Consider the following 17218-nt stretch of genomic DNA (forward strand, 5'->3'; position numbering starts at 1 on the left):
TCGTCCTCGAAGGGGTGGACACCGCCGGCACCGGGAAGTGGTCGCCGCCCGCCGTTCTTCTTTCAGTCCAGGACGGCGGTGGCCTCCACCTCCACCAGGTGCTCGGGCACGTCCAGGGCGGCGACGCCGAGCAGCGTGGCCGGTGGCACGGGGGTTGCCCCCAGCCGCGCGGCGGCCCGCTCGATGCCCGCCAGCAGCAGGGGCATCTTGTCCGGCGTCCAGTCGACGACGTGGACGTTCAGCTTCGCCACGTCGGCGAAGGAGGCACCGACCCCGGCCAGGGCGGTGGCGACGTTGAGGTAGCACTGCTCGACCTGGGCGGCGAGGTCGCCGCCGTCCCAGGCGACCTGCCCGGCGACGAAGACCAGCTTCGAGCCGGTCGCGACCGACACCTGCCGGTAGACGTCGATCTTCGGCAGCCCGTCGGGGTCGATGAAGGTGATGGTCATTGCTCCCGCTCTCTTGTGGTTACCGGGTAACTGTAGGAGAGTGTGCGCTGACCTGGAAGAACGCACTTTTTGGAAACTGAGGAACCTCATGGTGACCAAGCAGTACGCGGGCTCGCCCGACGAAGCGGACCTGCGGCGCGCGGACTCCCTGGCGCGCGAGATCTTCTCCGACGTGGCCAACAAGTGGGCGCTGCTGATCATCGAGGCGCTGGGCGAGCGCACCCGGCGGTTCGGCGAGCTGCGCGACGAGGTGGAGGGCGTCAGCCACAAGATGCTCACCCAGAACCTGCGCATGCTGGAGCGCAACGGCCTGGTGGAGCGCACCGTGCACGCCACCGTGCCGCCCCGGGTCGACTACACCCTCACCGAACCGGGCCGGGCCCTGCGGCGGACCGTGGACCTGATGTGCGACTGGACCCACCGGTACCTCGGTCACATCGAGGACTCCCGCCGCCGGTTCGACGGGTGACCTCAAGTCGCCGGGCCACCACGACGGCGAGCGCGGCGAGCGCGAGCCAGGACGTGACCACGGCGACCAGGCCCGGCCAGCCCCACGAGCCGTAGGCGGCGCTGCCCGCCGTGCCACCCGCGCTGCTGCCCACGTAGAACGCGAACAGGTACATCCCCGACGCCGGCCCCTTGACCCGCGCACGCGCGCCGACCCACCCGCCGGCCACCGAGTGCGCGGCGAAGAACCCGCCGGTGAACAGGGCGAGCCCCACCGCGACGAGCACCAGCTCGTCCGGCAGGGTGGTCAGCGCGCCCAGCGCCGTGACCCCCAGCGCGGTCAGCGCGACCGGCGCCCGCCCGTGCCGGTCCGCCAGCCGCCCGGCCACCGCCGAGCACGCGCCGCCCGCGGCGTAGGCGAGGAAGACCAGCGACGCGGCACCCGCCGACACGCCCAGGGGCCCGGTCAGCCGGAAGGCCACGACGTTGAACAGCGACACGAACGCCGCCACCCCCAGCACCGCGACCGCGTACTGGCACAGCAGCACCGGGTCCGACAGCGCCACCCGCAGCCCGCCCGGCCGCCGCACCACCGGCTTCCCCCGCGGCAGCAGGGCCGCCACCGCCGCGCAGCCCAGGCCGAAGGCGCCGACCAGGGCGAGCCCGGCGCGCCAGTCCAGCCAGTCGGAGGCCACGCCCGCCAGCAGCCGCCCGACCATGCCGCCCGCGCTGTTGCCCGCGATCAGCGCGCCGATCGCCGCCCCGACCGCCGCGGCCTCGTCGGCGAGGTAGGCCATCGCCACCGCGGGCACCCCGGCGGTGGCCACGCCCTGGAGGACGCGCAGCGCGAGGAACGCGGGGTAGGTCGGCGCGAGCGGCAGCAGCAGCCCGAGCACGGCCGAGGCGAACACCGACCACACGATCACCCGCCGCCGCCCGACCCGCTCGGCCAGCACCGCCACCGGGATCACCGCGACGGCCAGGGAGCCGGTGGCCGCGCTGACCGCCAGCGACGCCGACCCCGGCGTGAGCCCGAACTCGGCGGCCAGCAGCGGCAGCACCGGCTGCGGCGCGTAGAGCAGGGCGAACGTGGCCAGCCCGGTGGCGGTGGTGGCGGCGGCAAGTCGACTCGGCACGTCTCCGACGCTAATTCATGCGTCCAATGCAGAATTGGTCGGTGATTCATGCACCGGTGGATGACTTGGCCCCGAAACTGGCCGTCCTGCGGGCCCTGGCGCGCGACGAGCACGTGACCCGCGCGGCCGAGGAGGTCGGCGTGCCCCAGCCCACGGTCAGCCGGTGGCTGGCCGCCATCGGCGAGCAGCTGGGTGCCCCGGTGGTGGTGCGCAGCGGCCGGCGCGTCCGCCTGACCCGCGCGGGCCGCCTGCTGGCCGACTCCGCCGACCGCGCCCTGGCGGTGCTGGAGGCCGGCCACCGGGCGGCGGCCGAGGAGGTCGACCCGGAACGCGGGCAGGTGGCCCTGGGCTTCCTGCACCTGCTGGGCCGCGCCCTGGTCCCGGAACTGGTGCGCGGCTTCCGCGCGTCCCACCCGCACGTGCGGTTCCGGCTGGTCCAGGACTCCCGCCAGGTCCTGCTCGACCACCTGGCCGACGGCGTCGTGGACCTGGCCCTGGTGGCACCCCCGCCGCCCGACTCCGAGCACGCCGTGCTGGGCGAGCAGGAGCTGGTGCTGGTCCTGCCGCCCGGCCACCCGCTGGCCGACCGGGACGCGGTGCGGGTGGCCGACCTGGCCGACGAGGACTTCGTGGGCCTGGAACACGGCTACGGCCTGCGGCAGATCACCGACGAGCTGTGCGCGGCGGCGGGCTTCGCGCCCAGGTTGGCGTTCGAGGGGCAGGAGGTGGAGACGCTGCGCGGACTGGTGGCGGCCGGGCTGGGCGTCGCGCTGCTGCCCCGGGCCGAGCACGGGTCGGGCGCGGTGGAACTGCCCCTGCGGCCCCGGGCCCACCGCCGGATCGCGCTGGTGTGGGCGGGCGAGTACCTGCCCCCCGCGGTGCGCGCTTTCCGGGACCATGCTTTGGCGGGGGTGGAGGAGAGGCGGTAGGTGGGCGGGGTCGGCGGCCCGCTCCGGCCATCCCCACCGCGAACCGGGACGGCTCCGCCATGCCCACCACCAGCACGTCGGTCTTCTCGGTGACTCCCGTTACCGGCTGTCCCCCGACATCCGCGAGGCGTTGATGAGCCTCATGCCGTGCAGGGACGTGTTGTACGGGTGGAAATCCCCTTCGCCCGGCGGCTGGACGTAGGTGGAAAACCGGTCGGTGACCACCCCGTCCTCCACCAGGGTCATCACCACTCGGTTCGGAACACGTGCGCGTGCTTCGGCGCGGTGGACGGTCAACAACCCATCGGTGCACGTCGACCAACGGTTACCTGAGCGCCCTTCGCCGGTGTGGCGGTGAAACGAACGACGCGCCGCGGCGGTGGACACGTCGTGGACGAAGGTCATCCGCGCGGACGGTGCCGTGGACGCGTCCAGGTGGAGAGGTGATGCCCCCGAACAGCCGGAACACGGCCCACTCGGCTTGCTGCCCACCCGAGCCAGCGACGGCCGGACCATGATCGGCCACGTGGTCGTCCGCCGAGCCGGATCCGGTGGGGACGACCCGGGCGCAACACCAGGCCCGCCGATGAGGGCCGCGCGGCCCCTGGGGTTCGATGGCGCCGGGCAGGTCGTTCCCGATCACCGGTCCCGGCCGTTGCGAACCCCGGAACGCGACTGATCCGGGTGCGGCCGACCACCCCACCCGGCGGTCATTTGTGCGGTTCCCCCGACGGATATCCCAGTCGATCAACGAATTCCCCTAGGCCAACCGGGTGCGATTTCCCCGGCCGCTCGATCACGGGCGCTCCGGCGCTGCAAGGTCGTGCGATCGGTCCGCGCTTCGTGGTGAGGGGTGGCTATGGCTGACCCGTTGTCGGGCATCGGGCACATGATCGACCGCTGGGAGCAGGAGGCCGAGCAGAAGGCCGCCCGCTACCAGGAGATGTCGCGCGAGGTGCAGCAGATCTCCATCACCGCGTCCGCGGCCGACGGCGCGGTCACCGTGACGGTCGGGGCCAACGGCATCCCCAGCGCGGTGACCATGACCGACGGCGTGCGCAAGCTCGCCCCGGACCGGATCGCGGCCGCCGTGATGGAGGCGATGACCCGCGCCCAGTCCCGGTACCCCGAGCGGCTGGCCGAGGTCATGGCCGCGACCGTCGGCGAGAACCAGACCACCCGGTACCTGCTCGACCAGGCGCGGGAGCACTTCCCGGCCGCCGAGGGCGACGGGCCGCCGCGCCCGCCGCGGCCCGCCGGTGACGACGATGACGACTTCGGCGACGCCTCCTACCTCCAGGGTGGTCGCTGATGGGCGAGGGTTACGGCCTGCTGGTCGGCGAGCTGGACGTGCACGCGGGGAAGGTGGACGCGCTGGCCGGCCGGTTGCAGGCGGCGGTGGACGCGGCCCGCCAGGTGACCATGTCCGACAGCGCCTACGGGGTGATCTGCCAACCGTTCGCCGCGTTGTTGCAGCCGTTCGAGCAGTCCGGTGTCGACGCCCTGGCCAAGGGCGTGGAGACGATGCGGGACGTGGCCGGCGAGGTGCGCGCGACGGCCGGCGACTACCGCGGCCGCGAGGAGTCCGGTGCCGCCGCCTTCGACGGGATCGAGGTCTGATGACCGGCAACCTCGTCGCCCGCCCGTCGGACGACACGAACGCCACCACCGGCATCGGCATCCTGGAGTCGGCCGACGGGCTGGCGCAGGGCGTCGCGAGCGGCGACTGGGTGGCCGCCGGGCTCGGTGCGGCCGGGGTCGGGCTGGAAGTGCTCAGCATGGTTATCGACCCGGTCGGCACCATCGCCTCCTACGGCGTGGGGTGGCTGATCGAGCACGTCCAGCCGCTCAAGGAGGCGCTGGACTGGCTGGCCGGCGACCCGCCGGTGATCCGGTCGTTCAGCGAGACCTGGGGCAACGTGGCGACCGAGGTGTCCGCGATCGCCCAGGACTACGCGAACGAGGCGCGCGGCGGCACCGCCGGCTGGACCGGTGCGGCCGCGGACGCCTACCGGGCGCACTCGGCGCAGGTGGCCGACGCGGTGGCGGGCGCGGCCTCGCTGGCGGGCGGCGTGTCCGCCGGGGTGATGATCATGGGCGAGGTCGTGGCCGCGGTCCGCGAGCTGGTCCGCGACATCGTGGCCGAGCTGGTCGGGCGGCTGATCGCGTGGGCGCTGGAGGTCGCGGCGACGCTGGGGCTGGCCACGCCCGTGGTGGTGGGGCAGGCGATCACCGCCATCTCCCGCGTGGTCAAGCGGATCGGCGACCTGGTGCGGAAGCTGGTCACCACCATCGGCAACGTCACGCCGCGCATCCGGCAGGTGATCTCGAAGTTCGACGAGATCATGGCGGCGCTGGGCAAGCTGGGGCGCCGGGCCGACGGCGGACCCACCCCCCGCTCCCCGGACGGCCCGTCGGGCGGTCCCGGTGCGCCGGACGCGCCCCACACCCCCGGCACGACCAGCCCTTCGGGCACCACCACCCCATCCGGCACCACCACACCGTCCGGCACGACCACCCCATCCGGCACCACCAGTCCATCCGGTACGGCCACTCCGGACGCCCCGACCACCCCCAGGCCCGACGGCCCCGGGAGCACGGACCCGGCCGCCTCCCCGAGCGGCGGTCCCACCAGCCGAGGCCCCGACGGCAACCGCTCCCGCGGCGGCCCCGACGCCGACGACGGCGGCCCCGGCCAGCGCTCGGACGGCAACGGCGGCTGCGACGGCAAGGGCGGCGACCCGGTCGACACCGTGTCCGGCCAGATGATCACCAACGCCGTGGACGCGGACTTCCCCGGCCTGCTGCCGCTGGTCCTGCGACGCGCCTACGCCTCCGGCTACCGGGCCGGCCGCCTGCACGGCCCCGGCTGGTCGTCCACACTGGACCAACGCCTGGAGCTGGACCCGCACCACGTCCGCTACTTCGGCGAAGACGCCGAGATCCTGCGCTACGAACGACCCGAGCGCCCCGGCCTGCGCGGCATGCCCGACGCCGGCGCGCGCTGGCCGCTGACGTGGGACCGCGACACCGACACCTACCGCGTGGAGGACCCCAAGTCCGGCTGGGTGCGCCACTTCGGCCCGAACCCCGCCGACCCGCGGCGGCGCCCGATCACCGCCCTCACCGACCGCAACGGCCACCGCGTCGACTACGAGCGCGACGACCGCGGCCTGCCCGCGGCGGTCGCCCACTCCGGCGGCTACCGGGTGGCGGTGGACCTGGTCGACGGCGACGCCGGCCCGCGCGTCGCCGCGCTGCGCCTGGCCGCCGACGGCACCGCGCTGGTCGAGTACCGCTACGACGAGCGCGGCCGGTTGAGCACGATCCTCGACCCCACCCGGCTGCCCTACCGCTACGAGCACGACGAGCACGACCGCGTCACCGCCTGGGTCGACCGCGAGGGCTTCCGCTACGCCTACGCCTACGACGAGGACGGCCGGGTCGTGCGCGGCGAGGGCCGTGACGGCTTCCTGTCCGCCCGCTTCGCCTACGACCGGGTGAACCGGCAGACCACCGTGACCGACAGCATGGGCCAGGTCACCACCTTCCGCTACGACGAGCACGACCACCTCACCGAGGTCGTCGACCCGCTGGGCAACGTCGAGCGGACCACCTACGACCGGTTCCACCGGCTGCTGTCGCGCACCGACGCGCTGGGGAACACCACCCGGTACACCCTGGGCCGGGACGGCGACGTGGTGCGCGTCGACCGCCCGGACGGCACCGCGGTCACCGCCGAGTACGACGAACTGCGGCTCCCGACGGAGGTCGTCGGCCCGGACGGCGCGCGGTGGCGCTACACCTACGACGACCGCGGCAACCTGCTCACCACCACCGACCCGGCGGGCGCGGTCACCACCCACACCCGCGGCGAGCGCGGCGAACCCCGCGCCGTCACCGACGCGCTGGGCAACACCACCACCATCACCACCAACGCCGCCGGCCTGCCCGTGTCGGTGACCGACGCCAACGGCGCCACCGAGACCTACGAGCTGGACGCGCGCGGCAGGCTGGTGCGGTCGACCGACGCGCTCGGCGCGGTGACCGCGATCGAGTGGGGCACCGCCGACTCCCCCGCCCGGTACACCTACCCGGACGGCACCACCCAGACGTGGACCACCGACGGCAACGGCGACGTCATCGCCGCCACCGACCGCGCGGGCCACACCACCCGCTACGAGATCGGCCCGTTCCACCTGGTCACCGCGCGGGTCGACGCCGACGGCGCCCGGCACTCGTTCGCGCACGACACCGAGCTCCGGCTCACCGCCGTCACCAACCCGCAGGGCCTGACCTGGCACTACACCTACGACGCGGCCGGGAACCCGGTGCGGGAGCAGGACTTCAACGGCCGCACCACCTCCTACGAGCACGACGCGGCCAGGCGGCTGGTGCGGCTGACCAACGGCGCCGGCGAGTCGATCGCCATCGCGCGCGACCCGCTGGGCCGCCCGGTGCGGCAGCGCACCGACGACGGCCAGGTCACCGAGTTCACCCACGACGCGGCGGGCAGGCTGGTCGCCGCGCGCGGCCCGGACGGCGAGCTGGCCTTCACCCGCGACCCGCTGGGCAGGCTGCTCACCGACACCGTCGACGGCCGCACCACCTCGTTCGGCTACGACCTGCTGGGCCGCCGCACCTCGCGCACCACGCCCGGCGGCCACACCTCGGTGTGGCGATACGACCGGGTCGGCCTGCCCGCGCAGCTCGTCGCCGGCGGCCACCCGATCACCTTCGGCCACGACGCGGCCCGCCGCGAGGTGGTCCGCCAGGTGGGCCCCGACCTCGCGGTCACCAGCACGTGGGACAGCTCCCACCGGCTCACCTCCCGGCAGCTCGTGGGCCCGGCGGGCCCCGACGGCCGCCCCGGCCGGGTGCACTTCGGGCGCGCCTGGGGCTTCCGGCCCGACGGCGTGCCGGTCGCCGTGCACGACACCTTCGACGGCACCCGCCGCCTCGAACTCGACCCGCTCGGCCGGGTCACCGCGGTGCGCGCGGCCACCTGGACCGAGACCTACGCCTACGACCGGTCGGGCAACCTGGCGTTCGCCGCGGACACCCGCGTCCCCGACTCCCCCGGCCCGCTGACCGCCACCGGGACCCTGGTGCGCCGCGCCGGCCGCACGCACTACGACCACGACGCGCAGGGGCGGCTGGTGCGCGTGGTGCGCCACGGCCTGTCCGGCACGCGCCGCGCCTGGACCTACCGGTACGACGCGCGCAGCCGCCTCACCGAGGTCGTCGACCCCACCGGGCAGCACTGGCGCTACGCCTACGACCCGCTGGGCAGGCGCACCGCCAAGCAGCGGCTCGGCCCGGGCGGCGCGGTGGTCGAGGAGGTCCGGTTCCACTGGGACGGCCAGGTGCTCGCCGAGGAGGAGCACCGCCGCGCGGACGCGGTCACCACCACCACGTGGGAGCACCGGCCCGGTTCGTGGACGCCGGTCAGCCAGGACCGCCGCACCTCGCTCGCCGGCGCGCCGCGGCACGTGGTGGACCGGCGGTTCCACGCCATCGTCACCGACCTGGTCGGCACCCCCACCGAGCTGGTCACCCCGGACGGGCGGGTGGAGTGGCGGCGGCGCGCCGGCCTGTGGGGCCAGGAGGTCGGACCGGCCGCGGGCAACGCGGACTGCCCGCTGCGGTTCCCCGGCCAGTACCACGACCGCGAGAGCGGCCTGAACCACAACTACCACCGCTACTACGACCCGGAGACCGGCCGGTACACCACGCCCGACCCGCTGGGCCTGGAGGCGGCGCCGAACCACCACGCCTACGTCGAGAACCCGATGGTCCTGGTCGACCCGGTCGGCCTGATCAGCCGCGACCGGTACCTGCACATGGACCGCCCCGGCTGGCGCAACTACACGCTCAGCGACGCCAACGGCACGGTGTACTACTCCGGCCAGTTCGGCCCCAACACCACGCAGGCCGACGTGGAGCGCAGGCACGCCAACAACCACAACCGCTACGACCCCAACAACGGCGACACGATCACCGTCGAGCCGGGCACCCGCACCTACGGCGAGTCGCGGCTGATGGAGCAGAGGCTGGCCGAGCAGCACGATACGATCATCGGGCGCGACGGCAACAACTACCGCGGCAACCGGCAGAACCCCCTGGCCGACGACAAGCTGGCCGAGTACGAGGAATACGAGCAGCGCAGGAACAACGGGTTGGGATGTCCATGAGCAACGCGCCCCTCGACCCCGGCGTGCTCGACCGGGTCGCCCCGGGTCTCGCCGAGGTGTTCGCCGAGTTCGCCGACGAGGTGGGCGGCGCGGCGACGCTGGCGGAGTTCCTGGAGGTCCTGGGCTGGGCCGTGCCCACCGCCCTGGTCGACTTCCCGTACCCGCTCGGGCTGACCGCGACGCTCAAGGGCAACAAGCGCTACGCGGCCGACCGGCCCTCCCGCGTGCCCGAGCTGAACGACCACGTCTTCGAGGACGCGCGCGAGCACGCCGCCGCCGTGGTGCGGGCGACCGACGGCACCCCCGAGCAGTTCGCCGCCGCCCTGCTCCAGGTGCTGCGCACCGGTGCGGTCGAACTGGCCGACGTCGACCCGACCGAGGTCCGCAAGCTGGTCGTCAGCGCCGGGAAGGCGCCCAGGCCCGTCCCCGGCGACGTGCTGGCGATCCCCGTGGCACCGCACGGCTACCGCCTGGCCGTGGTGCTCACCAGGAACCAGTTCGGCACGGCCCTGGGCCTGTTCGACGGCGTCAGCCCCGACGGGCGCCCGGACGCCCGGCTGCTCGCCGCGCCGGGCAGGTTCCCCGTCTACACCGAGGAGAGCCTGCTCAAGGACGGCACCTGGCGGGTCGTCGGCCACGACGAGGGGCTGTTGGCGCGGTTCCCCGCGAACCCCGAGATCTACCACCGCCCCAGGCCGGGCGGCGGCACCGGCGAGTTCGGCGCGGCCGAGACCGTCGACGGCGCGCTGCGGCTGGTGGACGAGGAGGAGGCCCGGGCGGTCGGCCTGGCGGACAACACCTACCGCCAGACGATGACCGCGGCGTTCCTGCAGAAGGTGCTGACCGAGCGGGCGGGTGCCGGTCGGTAGGGCCGCCGCCGTCGACGACCGGTTTCGGCACGGGCCTCGCCCCCGGGGGTTTTCCGGCGCGGGCCGGGCGCCGCGGCCGTCGAGCCGCGGCGCCCGGTCGTCGTCCGGGTGCGTCAGTTCGGGCAGTGGTAGAAGCTGCCCCTGTTCGGCAGCAGGTCGTCGCGGACCCAGCCCTGCCTGCTGGTGCTGAGGTTGCGCAGGTAGGTCCACGTGGCGCCGTCGTTGCCGTTCGTGTAGCAGTAGAAGTCGAGCCGGTGCGAGGGCTCGATCGTGCCGACCGCCGTGCAGGACGTGGACGAACCGGTGCGGATGCGCGCACCGGAGGTGCCGCCCGTGATCGACGAGATCGGGTCCAGGTTCGGCGGTACCACCGAGCTGTTGCAGGCGTAGTGCTGCGTCGTCACGCCGTCCCCCTTGGGCGCTTCGGCTTGGGCCGGAGCCGCGATCAGCACCGCCGGGAGCGCCACTCCCGCGACGGCCGCCGCCAGCTTCACCGTTCCCCTCATGTTCTCCCCCTTCGTGGTTCCTCAGGCGCCAGCGACTTTCCTCCCGACGGGTGAACTTCGCAAGAATGTTGCGCGGAAACGGAAAACCGCGGCCATCATGGCGCCCAGGGGGTTCCAACCAGGGGGGAATGTCTTGCTGCGCATCCATTTCACGACCGACGACCTCGTGCGCACGACCGTCGCGCCGACCGCCGACCCGCTGTGGGAGGTGGTGCTCGCCGGCGGCCGGCTGCGCGACCGCGTGCACCCGCCGGCGTTCCACGGCTGGCTGACCGCGGTGCGCGACCGGCTCGACCACCACGACCCGGCGCCGCGCCTGCTGCACGTGCTGGCGCCGGTGCCGGACCTGCTCACGCCGCCGGAGTCGGCCGACGGGCTGGAGGCGGGCCTGGCGGCGCTGCGCGCGACCCCGCCGCACCGGCTGGCCGCCGAGCTGGAGCGCGTGGGACCGCTGCCGGCGTGGGTCGGGCAGCTGCTGGGCGGGCCGCGCGGGCCGGCCGCGCTCGCGGAAGTGCTCCGGCACCTGCACGCGGTGCTGGTCGAGCCGCACGCCGAGGTGATCGGGGAGAGCGTCAACGCCGACCGCGCCCGCCGCGCCCGCGACCTCGTGGACGGCGGCGTGCCGGGCCTGCTCGCCGGCCTGCGCCCGCACGCCCGGTGGGACGGCGCGGTGCTGGAGGTCGACTCCCCGCACGACCGGGACCTGCGCCTGCGCGGCCGGGGGCTGCGCCTGGTGCCCTCGTACTTCGGCCACCGCCCGGCCGCGCCCGCCGACCCCGACCTGCCGCCGGTGCTCGTGTACCCGATCTCGGACGCCGACCGGTGGACCGGGGCGGAACCGGGCGGCCTGGACGACCTGCTCGGCCCGACCCGCCGCGCCGTGCTGGAGTGCGCCCGCACCGGCGCCGGCACCACCGAGCTGGCCCGCCGCGTCGGCACGTCGCCCGCGTCGGTGAGCCGGCACACCGGCGTGCTGCGCGGTGCGGGCCTGCTCCGGACCACCAGGCACGGCACGCGGGCCGTGCACTCGCTGACCACGCTGGGGGAGGCGCTGGTGGCCGGGCGCGTGCCGGTGGCCGAGGGGTGAGGTGGCACCAGCGCTGGGCGCTCAATCGGCGTTCACCAGTGGCACCGGCACCCGGTCCTCGGCGTAGTGCTCCGCCCAGGTGATGAGGAGTTCGCCGGTAGCGGCTTCGTCCAGTGCTGCCGTGCACAGGTGCTGGACCACGCCGCGGTGAGCATTGATCATTCCCGGATCGTCGGAGATGACGGCACAGGTGGGAAGGTCCAGGTAGATCGCCGGACGGTGAGCGGCGAAGTCCAGCAGCGTGAACGATGTCTGCTCCCACCCGGCGATCAGCGCGTTCATGGGCAGCACCCGGATGTTCACACCTCGGTCCACGAGTACGGCCAGGTGTCGCAACTGTTCGGACATGAGAGCACGTCCTCCTCTCACCATGAGCAGTGCGACCTCGTGGAGGACGAAGGTCAGTGGCCGAGAGGCAACGTCGAGCAGACACTCCTGCCGAACACGACGTGCACGCAGTCGCCGCTCAACCTCTTCCCGATCGGCGCTGCGGTCCGCTTCGCACATCACACGGGCGTAGTGCTCGGTTTGCAACAGGGGCGGCACGGAAGTGGCGGTGTACACGAACAGACTTCTGGCCGACGCCTCGTGCGCCATCACGGCACGCGCGCTCTCGGGCGCCCCTGCCGGGTGTTCCAAGGTGAGTTGCCACCCGTCCGCGTACCCGCAGAGGCGCATGACCCGCTCGAAGTCCGCCGTGTTCACGCGACACGCACCGAGGTGGTGGGCGATCTGATTGGCACCCGGGTACAGGAAGCCCGCCTCCAGCGCTTCGACATCAGATGACGACCAACCGAGTACACGAGCCACATCACCGACAGTGAGGGCAACCGCACGCCGAGCGGCCCGCAATTCAACACCAATGGTCTTCACGAAGAGGTCGACACGCACGCAATCAGGATTTCGAATATTATGCGTCATACATGTGCCACTTTCCGAATGAAGAGCTTCACCGCTGGGTGCGCAATGAAGCCGCTACGTGATCAGATGGTCTCAAAAAGGTCGTCAAAGGCCAGACCGGTTGACCCGCACAGCCCGGGCCAGGACGTAGTCGCTGCCGAGCTTGGCCAACCGCACCGCTTTGTCAAAGGCATCAGTTCGCAGCTTGATGCGGTACGACATGACGCTCTCTTCCACCACCCTCCAGTCGCACATCGACCCGCCGTCCAGCGGGGCAGTCGTGACCGTAGGGCGATTACCAGGCGGTAACCCGAGCTGCCGGCTCAGGTTGACCGGTGGTACGGGAAGCCGCTAGACCGGTACCTCGACCCGGCGTGCCAAGCGGGCGGCCTCGGTGGCCACCGACCGCCGCCCACGCTGCACCAGCTCGTGCAGGACGGTGCGGGCCGCGGGCCGGTGGCGGACGTCCTCCGGCGCTTCCCGCTCAGCGGCGCTGAGCATCATGAGAGCACCGGTGTGGTCACGACGCTGCTGGTAGCTCTTCGCCTGGTCGAGCAGGAGCGCCACCCGTCGCTCGATGGACGGCGAGCGCGCGTGGTCGATTCGCTCCGCCAGACGCAGACCTTCGGCAGCGTCACCCGTCTCCACCGCGACCGACACGGCGAACATCTCGACGTTGATCGGGCCGAAGGCCGTCCAGGAGGTGTTGCGCTCGCCGGTGCATCGGGCCAGCGGCTCCGCCAAGCGCAGGCGGTCGTGCGCAGTCCACCGCTCTCCCCGTCGGGCGGCGGCAACAGCGGCGACCAGTAGCAGCGAGCCGCGCAGTGCCAGTACATCGAGGTCGTCGTCCGTGGCGACTGTTCTCAACTCCTCCACCGCGTGCAGCGCGACTGCTTCCGCGCCGTCCGGTTCCCGGTCCGCAAGCAGCACCTGTGCCAGGTTCCAGCGGGCCATCGCGATGCGCAACGGGTCGTCGGCGGCTTCTCCGGCCCGAATCGCTCGATCGGCAGCCAGGAGCGACAAATCCTGGCGCCCCAAGCGCTTCGCCGCGGTGCGCACGAGCGCGTAGAGGTCGGCCGCGTGGCGGTTGACGTCCCGGTCCCGGTCGACCGAATCGTCCCCGCGGTGCGCGACCAGCGCCCTCTCGACGACCGTGACGAGGCGGGGCAGGACGCGGGTGAGCCGGCTGTACCGGTGTGGTGAGGTCTGCCAGGTGCGCCAAGCCTCCTCGATGTCGGACCCGAGGGCTTGGAGGTCGGCGGGCACGCCCGTGGTCACCGGCCGGGTCAGCGCGCGGTGGAGTTCGTCAGCCGCATCGTGGGTCGATCGCACCGGAGCGGCAGGAGCCTCGTGCAGGAGCGCATCGACCGACACGTGGAGCACCTTGGCCACCTCGACCAGCACCGAGATGGTGGGCAGCTTGGTTCCACGCTCGATCTGGTACAGGTAATCGACGGTGACACCGGCCAAGCCGGCCACTACCGGCTGCGTCTTACCGGCAGCGACGCGGTGGAACCGCACACGCTCCCCAATGCGTCGTGCGAGTTGCTCGTCCATGTCGCCCCATTGGTACGCGAAGGTGGCTGACCTGGGACGATGCTACGTGGTGCGGCGCCGGGTCGACGGGCTGACACACTGGCCACCATGATCACACCCCAACTGCTCGTGCTCTGGGACATCGACCACACGCTGCTCCAGTCGCGCGGCGTCGGGCGCGAGATGTACGTCCGCGCCGTGCCCGCCGCCTTCGGTCGCCCCTTCGTCGACCTGGCCGACGTGACCGGCCGGACGGAGCCGGACATCATCGCCGAAACCCTGGAACTGCACGGCATGGAGCCGACGGCGACCAACGTGGCGCGACTGGCCGAGGCCCTGACCGCAGCCTACGAAGCCGCCCGTGCCGAGCTGGCCGAACGCGGCCGGGTGCTCCCCGGTGCGCGGGAGACCCTGGCGGTCCTGGCCGAGGACTCGGTGATCCACCAGGGCGTGCTGACCGGCAACCTGCGGTCGGTCGCGCACGTGAAGTTGGAGACCTTCGGCCTGGCCCGCTACCTCGACCTCGACGCGAGCGCCTACGGCGGCGACCACCACGTCCGCGCCGAGCTGGTGCACATAGCCCGGCAGCGGGCTGCCGAACGAACCGGTGTGCTGTTCGACCGGACCCACACCGTGCTCGTCGGTGACACGCCACGTGACGTGGAGGCCGCGCACGCCGCCGGGGTCCGGGTCGTCGCGGTGGCGACCGGGCGCAGCAGCACCGCGGAACTGCGAGCCGCGGGAGCGGTCGACGTGCTCGACGACCTGACGGACAGCGGGCTGGTGCACCGCCTGCTCATCGCGCCGGACCGGTGAGCCGCGCTCAGTCGAAGTCGTACACCGTGGTCGGCACGTCGCGGGCCGACAGCGCCTCGGTGACGAGCGGTTCGACGAGCTCCCACTTCCCACCGGCCAGACCGCACCCGATGCGGGGCATGTGCACGCTCGCGCCGAGCCTCAGCGCGTGGTCGGCGAGGGTGGCCAGGCAGCGCGCCACCGCGTCGTAGCGGATCGGCGGGCCGCCGCTGCCGGTGCGGATGCCGTGCTGCGCCACCATGTTCGCCACCCACGTGTCGGGGCGGACCTGGACCAGCTGGGTGGCGCCGAGGGCGAAGTCGTTGCCGGCGCGGGCGCGGTGCCAGGAGCGGTAGGCGCGTTCCGGTTCCGGCCACCGCTTCGAGATCGCCAGGACGAAGCCCTTGCCCCACCCGCCGAGGTCGTTGCAGACGTGCGCGATGACCTTCGGGCCCTTGGCCTGGGGGCTCGTCGCGTCGCCCTTGATGATCCGCAGCGCCTGCACGCCGACGATGCTACCGGCGCCGGGGCGCGGTGTGGGAAGCCGACACGGCGGCACCCTGCGCCGGTACCCGACCGAACCGGACCCGCTGGGGAAGGGGACCGCGCCCGTGGCCGGGTCGTGGAGCACCCTGGTGAGCCGGTCGGCGGTGCAGGCGCAGGTGCCGTTGGTGTTGATCGGCCACAGCCCGACCCGCGCGTCGGTGCGGGGACGCGGCCCGGCCACGTCCTCCGCCACCGCCCAGTTCGAGCTGCCCGGGATGTTGTTGGTGGAACTCGTTGTCGTTGGTGTCGTGATAGGACAGTCGGCCTTTGGCGTCACCTTCGACGTACTGGGCGGGGTTGCCGGTGAGCTGGTGGAGGTTGGCCGGCACCTCGTTCATGCCGCCGAACTCGGTGTCATGTTCTGCCGCTGGGTCGGGCAGGCCGCGGCGCCGGCAGGGGGATCAGCGGCGAGCTGCCGGCCTTCATGACGGAGTTCGGCACGCCGCTGGGCGTCCAGTGGTAGGAGTCCAGGCCGAACGGTTCGGCGCACTGCGGCGCGTTCTCCCGGATGTGCGTTGCCTTCCGGGACCGCGCCCTCCTTCCGGTCGTGTGCGTGGCCGCGGGTTCCGGCGCCGGGCGCGCTCTACGGCGTCGAGGTCACGATGCCGACGCCCTGCGTACTGGCGATCAGGCTCCACTTCTCGGCGAAGTAGACGCTGCCGGCGCGCGCGATGACGATCCCGTGGACGGTGACCGCGCTCCGGTCGGAGTTGTAGGAGTAGAACGGCGCGCCGGAGTCGCCGTTCGTCGGCCCGGTGCCCTGGTCGAAGGCGATGACGTCGCGGGTGCAGGCGCCGTTCGCGTCGCAGTACTGGCCGCTGGTGGTGACGACGCGGTGCCCGCACTGCTCAAAGGTGACCACACCGCTGTGGCAGTTGCCGGTGGTGTTCGCGACGGGGTCCGCCGCACCGCCCACCCGTTTCACCGTGCCGGTCGCGTTGCCGACGTAGATGTAGTGGTTGTAGGCGTTGGCGGAATTCAACTGGCCGATGAGCGCGATGTCCCGCTCCGGGTAGTTCCAGTTGTAGAAGTAGCCCATGAACGCGCCGCTGCCGGTGTTCGACACCGGCCGGCCGATCGGCACGCCCGGCACGTGGCCGCAGTGCCCCGCGGTGAGCAGGTAGCGGTCGCCCTGCGGCGATTTCACGGTGAACCCGCTGGTGCACGCCGCCGTTCCGACGGTGATGGCCGCGCCGCCCCGGAACGGGGCCGAGTCGTACTGCCTGGAGGTCCGGCCGCCCGTGCCGTACCGGTGCTCCACCGCGATCGGCAGGCCCGCGGCGAGCGACCGGACGACGTCGCGCGGGGCGTCGGAGGTGACCACCATGACGTCGCGGGCGAGGTCGAAGGCGGAGCCGAACACGTACCCGCCGTTGCTCCGCCGCACTTCAGCGCGTATGCGCCGGTCGAACTCGTCGATCGCGGCCCGCGTGGTGGCGCTGCGCTCCACCGCCGGCGCGACGCGGTCGGCGGCGAGGGCGGCGAAGGCGGGATCGGCGGGGGTGAGGTCGGCGCTGCCCGGTCCGGTGGCCGGCAGCACCACGACGTAGTCGTCGCGCCGGCGGTCGTAGTAGAAGCCCAGGGCCCCTTTGTCGTCGACCAGTGCCTGCAACCGGCTTTCGACGGGTAGCGCCCCGTCCGCGTGCGCCGGAATCGCACCGAAAGGCAGGACGAGAATCGCGGACAAACAGGCCAGCGCACTTCTTCGGGGGGTGGGCACGTAGTTCCTCCATGCGGTCGGCCTTGACCGCACCCGGGCCGGGCGTGGGCGAGGTCGTGCGGGCGAGAGGATCGCGTGGAACCGTTCGGCTGCCGAATCGCCGA

General features: G+C 73.0%; 17 protein-coding genes. 9 read left to right on the forward strand and 8 right to left on the reverse strand.

The features are described from left to right. Positions 1-62: 62 nt before the first annotated feature. Positions 63-449 carry a RidA family protein gene (locus tag EKG83_RS31480; protein ID WP_033429292.1) on the reverse strand — a complete coding sequence of 129 codons (387 nt, stop codon included), beginning with the start codon at positions 447-449 and terminating at the stop codon, positions 63-65. An 88-nt stretch (positions 450-537) separates the two neighbouring features. Between EKG83_RS31480 and EKG83_RS31485 the strand changes: the two genes are divergently transcribed. Further along, on the forward strand, positions 538-918 hold the full coding sequence (locus EKG83_RS31485; protein ID WP_033429291.1) for a winged helix-turn-helix transcriptional regulator: 381 nt from the start codon (positions 538-540) through the stop codon (positions 916-918). On the opposite strand, the gene EKG83_RS31490 is transcribed toward EKG83_RS31485, so the two are convergent. Beyond that, positions 812-2032 carry an MFS transporter gene (locus EKG83_RS31490; RefSeq protein ID WP_084716164.1) on the reverse strand — a complete coding sequence of 407 codons (1221 nt, stop codon included), beginning with the start codon at positions 2030-2032 and terminating at the stop codon, positions 812-814. The genes EKG83_RS31485 and EKG83_RS31490 overlap by 107 nt on opposite strands. 26 nt (positions 2033-2058) lie before the next feature. Between EKG83_RS31490 and EKG83_RS31495 the strand changes: the two genes are divergently transcribed. Next, positions 2059-2961: a LysR family transcriptional regulator gene (locus tag EKG83_RS31495; RefSeq protein ID WP_051765000.1), complete on the forward strand. Its 903-nt coding sequence runs from the start codon at positions 2059-2061 to the stop codon at positions 2959-2961. 99 nt (positions 2962-3060) lie between these two features. On the opposite strand, the gene EKG83_RS31500 is transcribed toward EKG83_RS31495, so the two are convergent. Further along, on the reverse strand, positions 3061-3366 hold the full coding sequence (locus EKG83_RS31500) for a hypothetical protein (protein ID WP_153278568.1): 306 nt from the start codon (positions 3364-3366) through the stop codon (positions 3061-3063). Positions 3367-3820: 454 nt separating this feature from the next. On the opposite strand from EKG83_RS31500, the gene EKG83_RS31505 reads away from it, so the two are divergent. From EKG83_RS31505 to EKG83_RS31520, 4 genes are read left to right on the forward strand one after another with little or no spacing between them, the layout of a single operon-like run. After that, positions 3821-4273: a YbaB/EbfC family nucleoid-associated protein gene (locus EKG83_RS31505; RefSeq protein WP_033429290.1), complete on the forward strand. Its 453-nt coding sequence runs from the start codon at positions 3821-3823 to the stop codon at positions 4271-4273. After that, positions 4273-4581, forward strand: coding sequence for a type VII secretion target (locus EKG83_RS31510; RefSeq protein WP_033429289.1), 309 nt, complete (start codon positions 4273-4275; stop codon positions 4579-4581). Before EKG83_RS31505 ends, EKG83_RS31510 begins: the two co-directional genes overlap by 1 nt. After that, on the forward strand, positions 4581-9155 hold the full coding sequence (locus tag EKG83_RS31515) for an RHS repeat-associated core domain-containing protein (RefSeq protein ID WP_051764998.1): 4575 nt from the start codon (positions 4581-4583) through the stop codon (positions 9153-9155). Before EKG83_RS31510 ends, EKG83_RS31515 begins: the two co-directional genes overlap by 1 nt. Then, complete coding sequence (locus EKG83_RS31520; protein ID WP_033429288.1) at positions 9152-10024, forward strand: hypothetical protein; 873 nt, start codon at positions 9152-9154, stop codon at positions 10022-10024. The genes EKG83_RS31515 and EKG83_RS31520 overlap by 4 nt, the downstream gene beginning before the upstream one ends. A 113-nt stretch (positions 10025-10137) precedes the next feature. Here the strand turns inward: EKG83_RS31520 and EKG83_RS31525 are convergent, their stop codons facing one another. Then, positions 10138-10530, reverse strand: a complete 393-nt coding sequence (locus tag EKG83_RS31525; protein WP_033429287.1) for an SH3 domain-containing protein — start codon at positions 10528-10530, stop codon at positions 10138-10140. A gap of 133 nt (positions 10531-10663) precedes the next feature. On the opposite strand from EKG83_RS31525, the gene EKG83_RS31530 reads away from it, so the two are divergent. Next, on the forward strand, positions 10664-11617 hold the full coding sequence (locus tag EKG83_RS31530; protein WP_033429286.1) for an ArsR/SmtB family transcription factor: 954 nt from the start codon (positions 10664-10666) through the stop codon (positions 11615-11617). Between the two features lie 21 nt (positions 11618-11638). Here EKG83_RS31530 and EKG83_RS31535 read toward each other — a convergent pair whose 3' ends face one another. Beyond that, the gene (locus tag EKG83_RS31535) at positions 11639-12508 is read right to left on the reverse strand and encodes a helix-turn-helix domain-containing protein (RefSeq protein ID WP_051764994.1); all 870 of its coding nucleotides are present in this window, start codon (positions 12506-12508) and stop codon (positions 11639-11641) included. Between the two features lie 360 nt (positions 12509-12868). Continuing rightward, positions 12869-14074, reverse strand: coding sequence for a helix-turn-helix domain-containing protein (locus tag EKG83_RS31540; protein WP_033429285.1), 1206 nt, complete (start codon positions 14072-14074; stop codon positions 12869-12871). A gap of 87 nt (positions 14075-14161) precedes the next feature. On the opposite strand from EKG83_RS31540, the gene EKG83_RS31545 reads away from it, so the two are divergent. Next, complete coding sequence (locus EKG83_RS31545) at positions 14162-14869, forward strand: HAD family hydrolase (RefSeq protein WP_033429284.1); 708 nt, start codon at positions 14162-14164, stop codon at positions 14867-14869. A 7-nt stretch (positions 14870-14876) separates the two neighbouring features. Here EKG83_RS31545 and EKG83_RS31550 read toward each other — a convergent pair whose 3' ends face one another. Continuing rightward, on the reverse strand, positions 14877-15353 hold the full coding sequence (locus tag EKG83_RS31550; RefSeq protein ID WP_033429350.1) for a macro domain-containing protein: 477 nt from the start codon (positions 15351-15353) through the stop codon (positions 14877-14879). Positions 15354-15483: 130 nt separating this feature from the next. On the opposite strand from EKG83_RS31550, the gene EKG83_RS31555 reads away from it, so the two are divergent. Continuing rightward, entirely contained in the window at positions 15484-15822 is a 339-nt protein-coding gene (locus tag EKG83_RS31555) for a hypothetical protein (RefSeq protein ID WP_153278569.1), read from the forward strand. Positions 15823-15977: 155 nt separating this feature from the next. Here the strand turns inward: EKG83_RS31555 and EKG83_RS31560 are convergent, their stop codons facing one another. After that, positions 15978-17006, reverse strand: coding sequence for a chymotrypsin family serine protease (locus tag EKG83_RS31560; RefSeq protein WP_033429282.1), 1029 nt, complete (start codon positions 17004-17006; stop codon positions 15978-15980). Positions 17007-17218: the final 212 nt, after the last annotated feature.

It is taken from the genome of Saccharothrix syringae (assembly GCF_009498035.1).
GTDB lineage: Bacteria > Actinomycetota > Actinomycetes > Mycobacteriales > Pseudonocardiaceae > Actinosynnema > Actinosynnema syringae.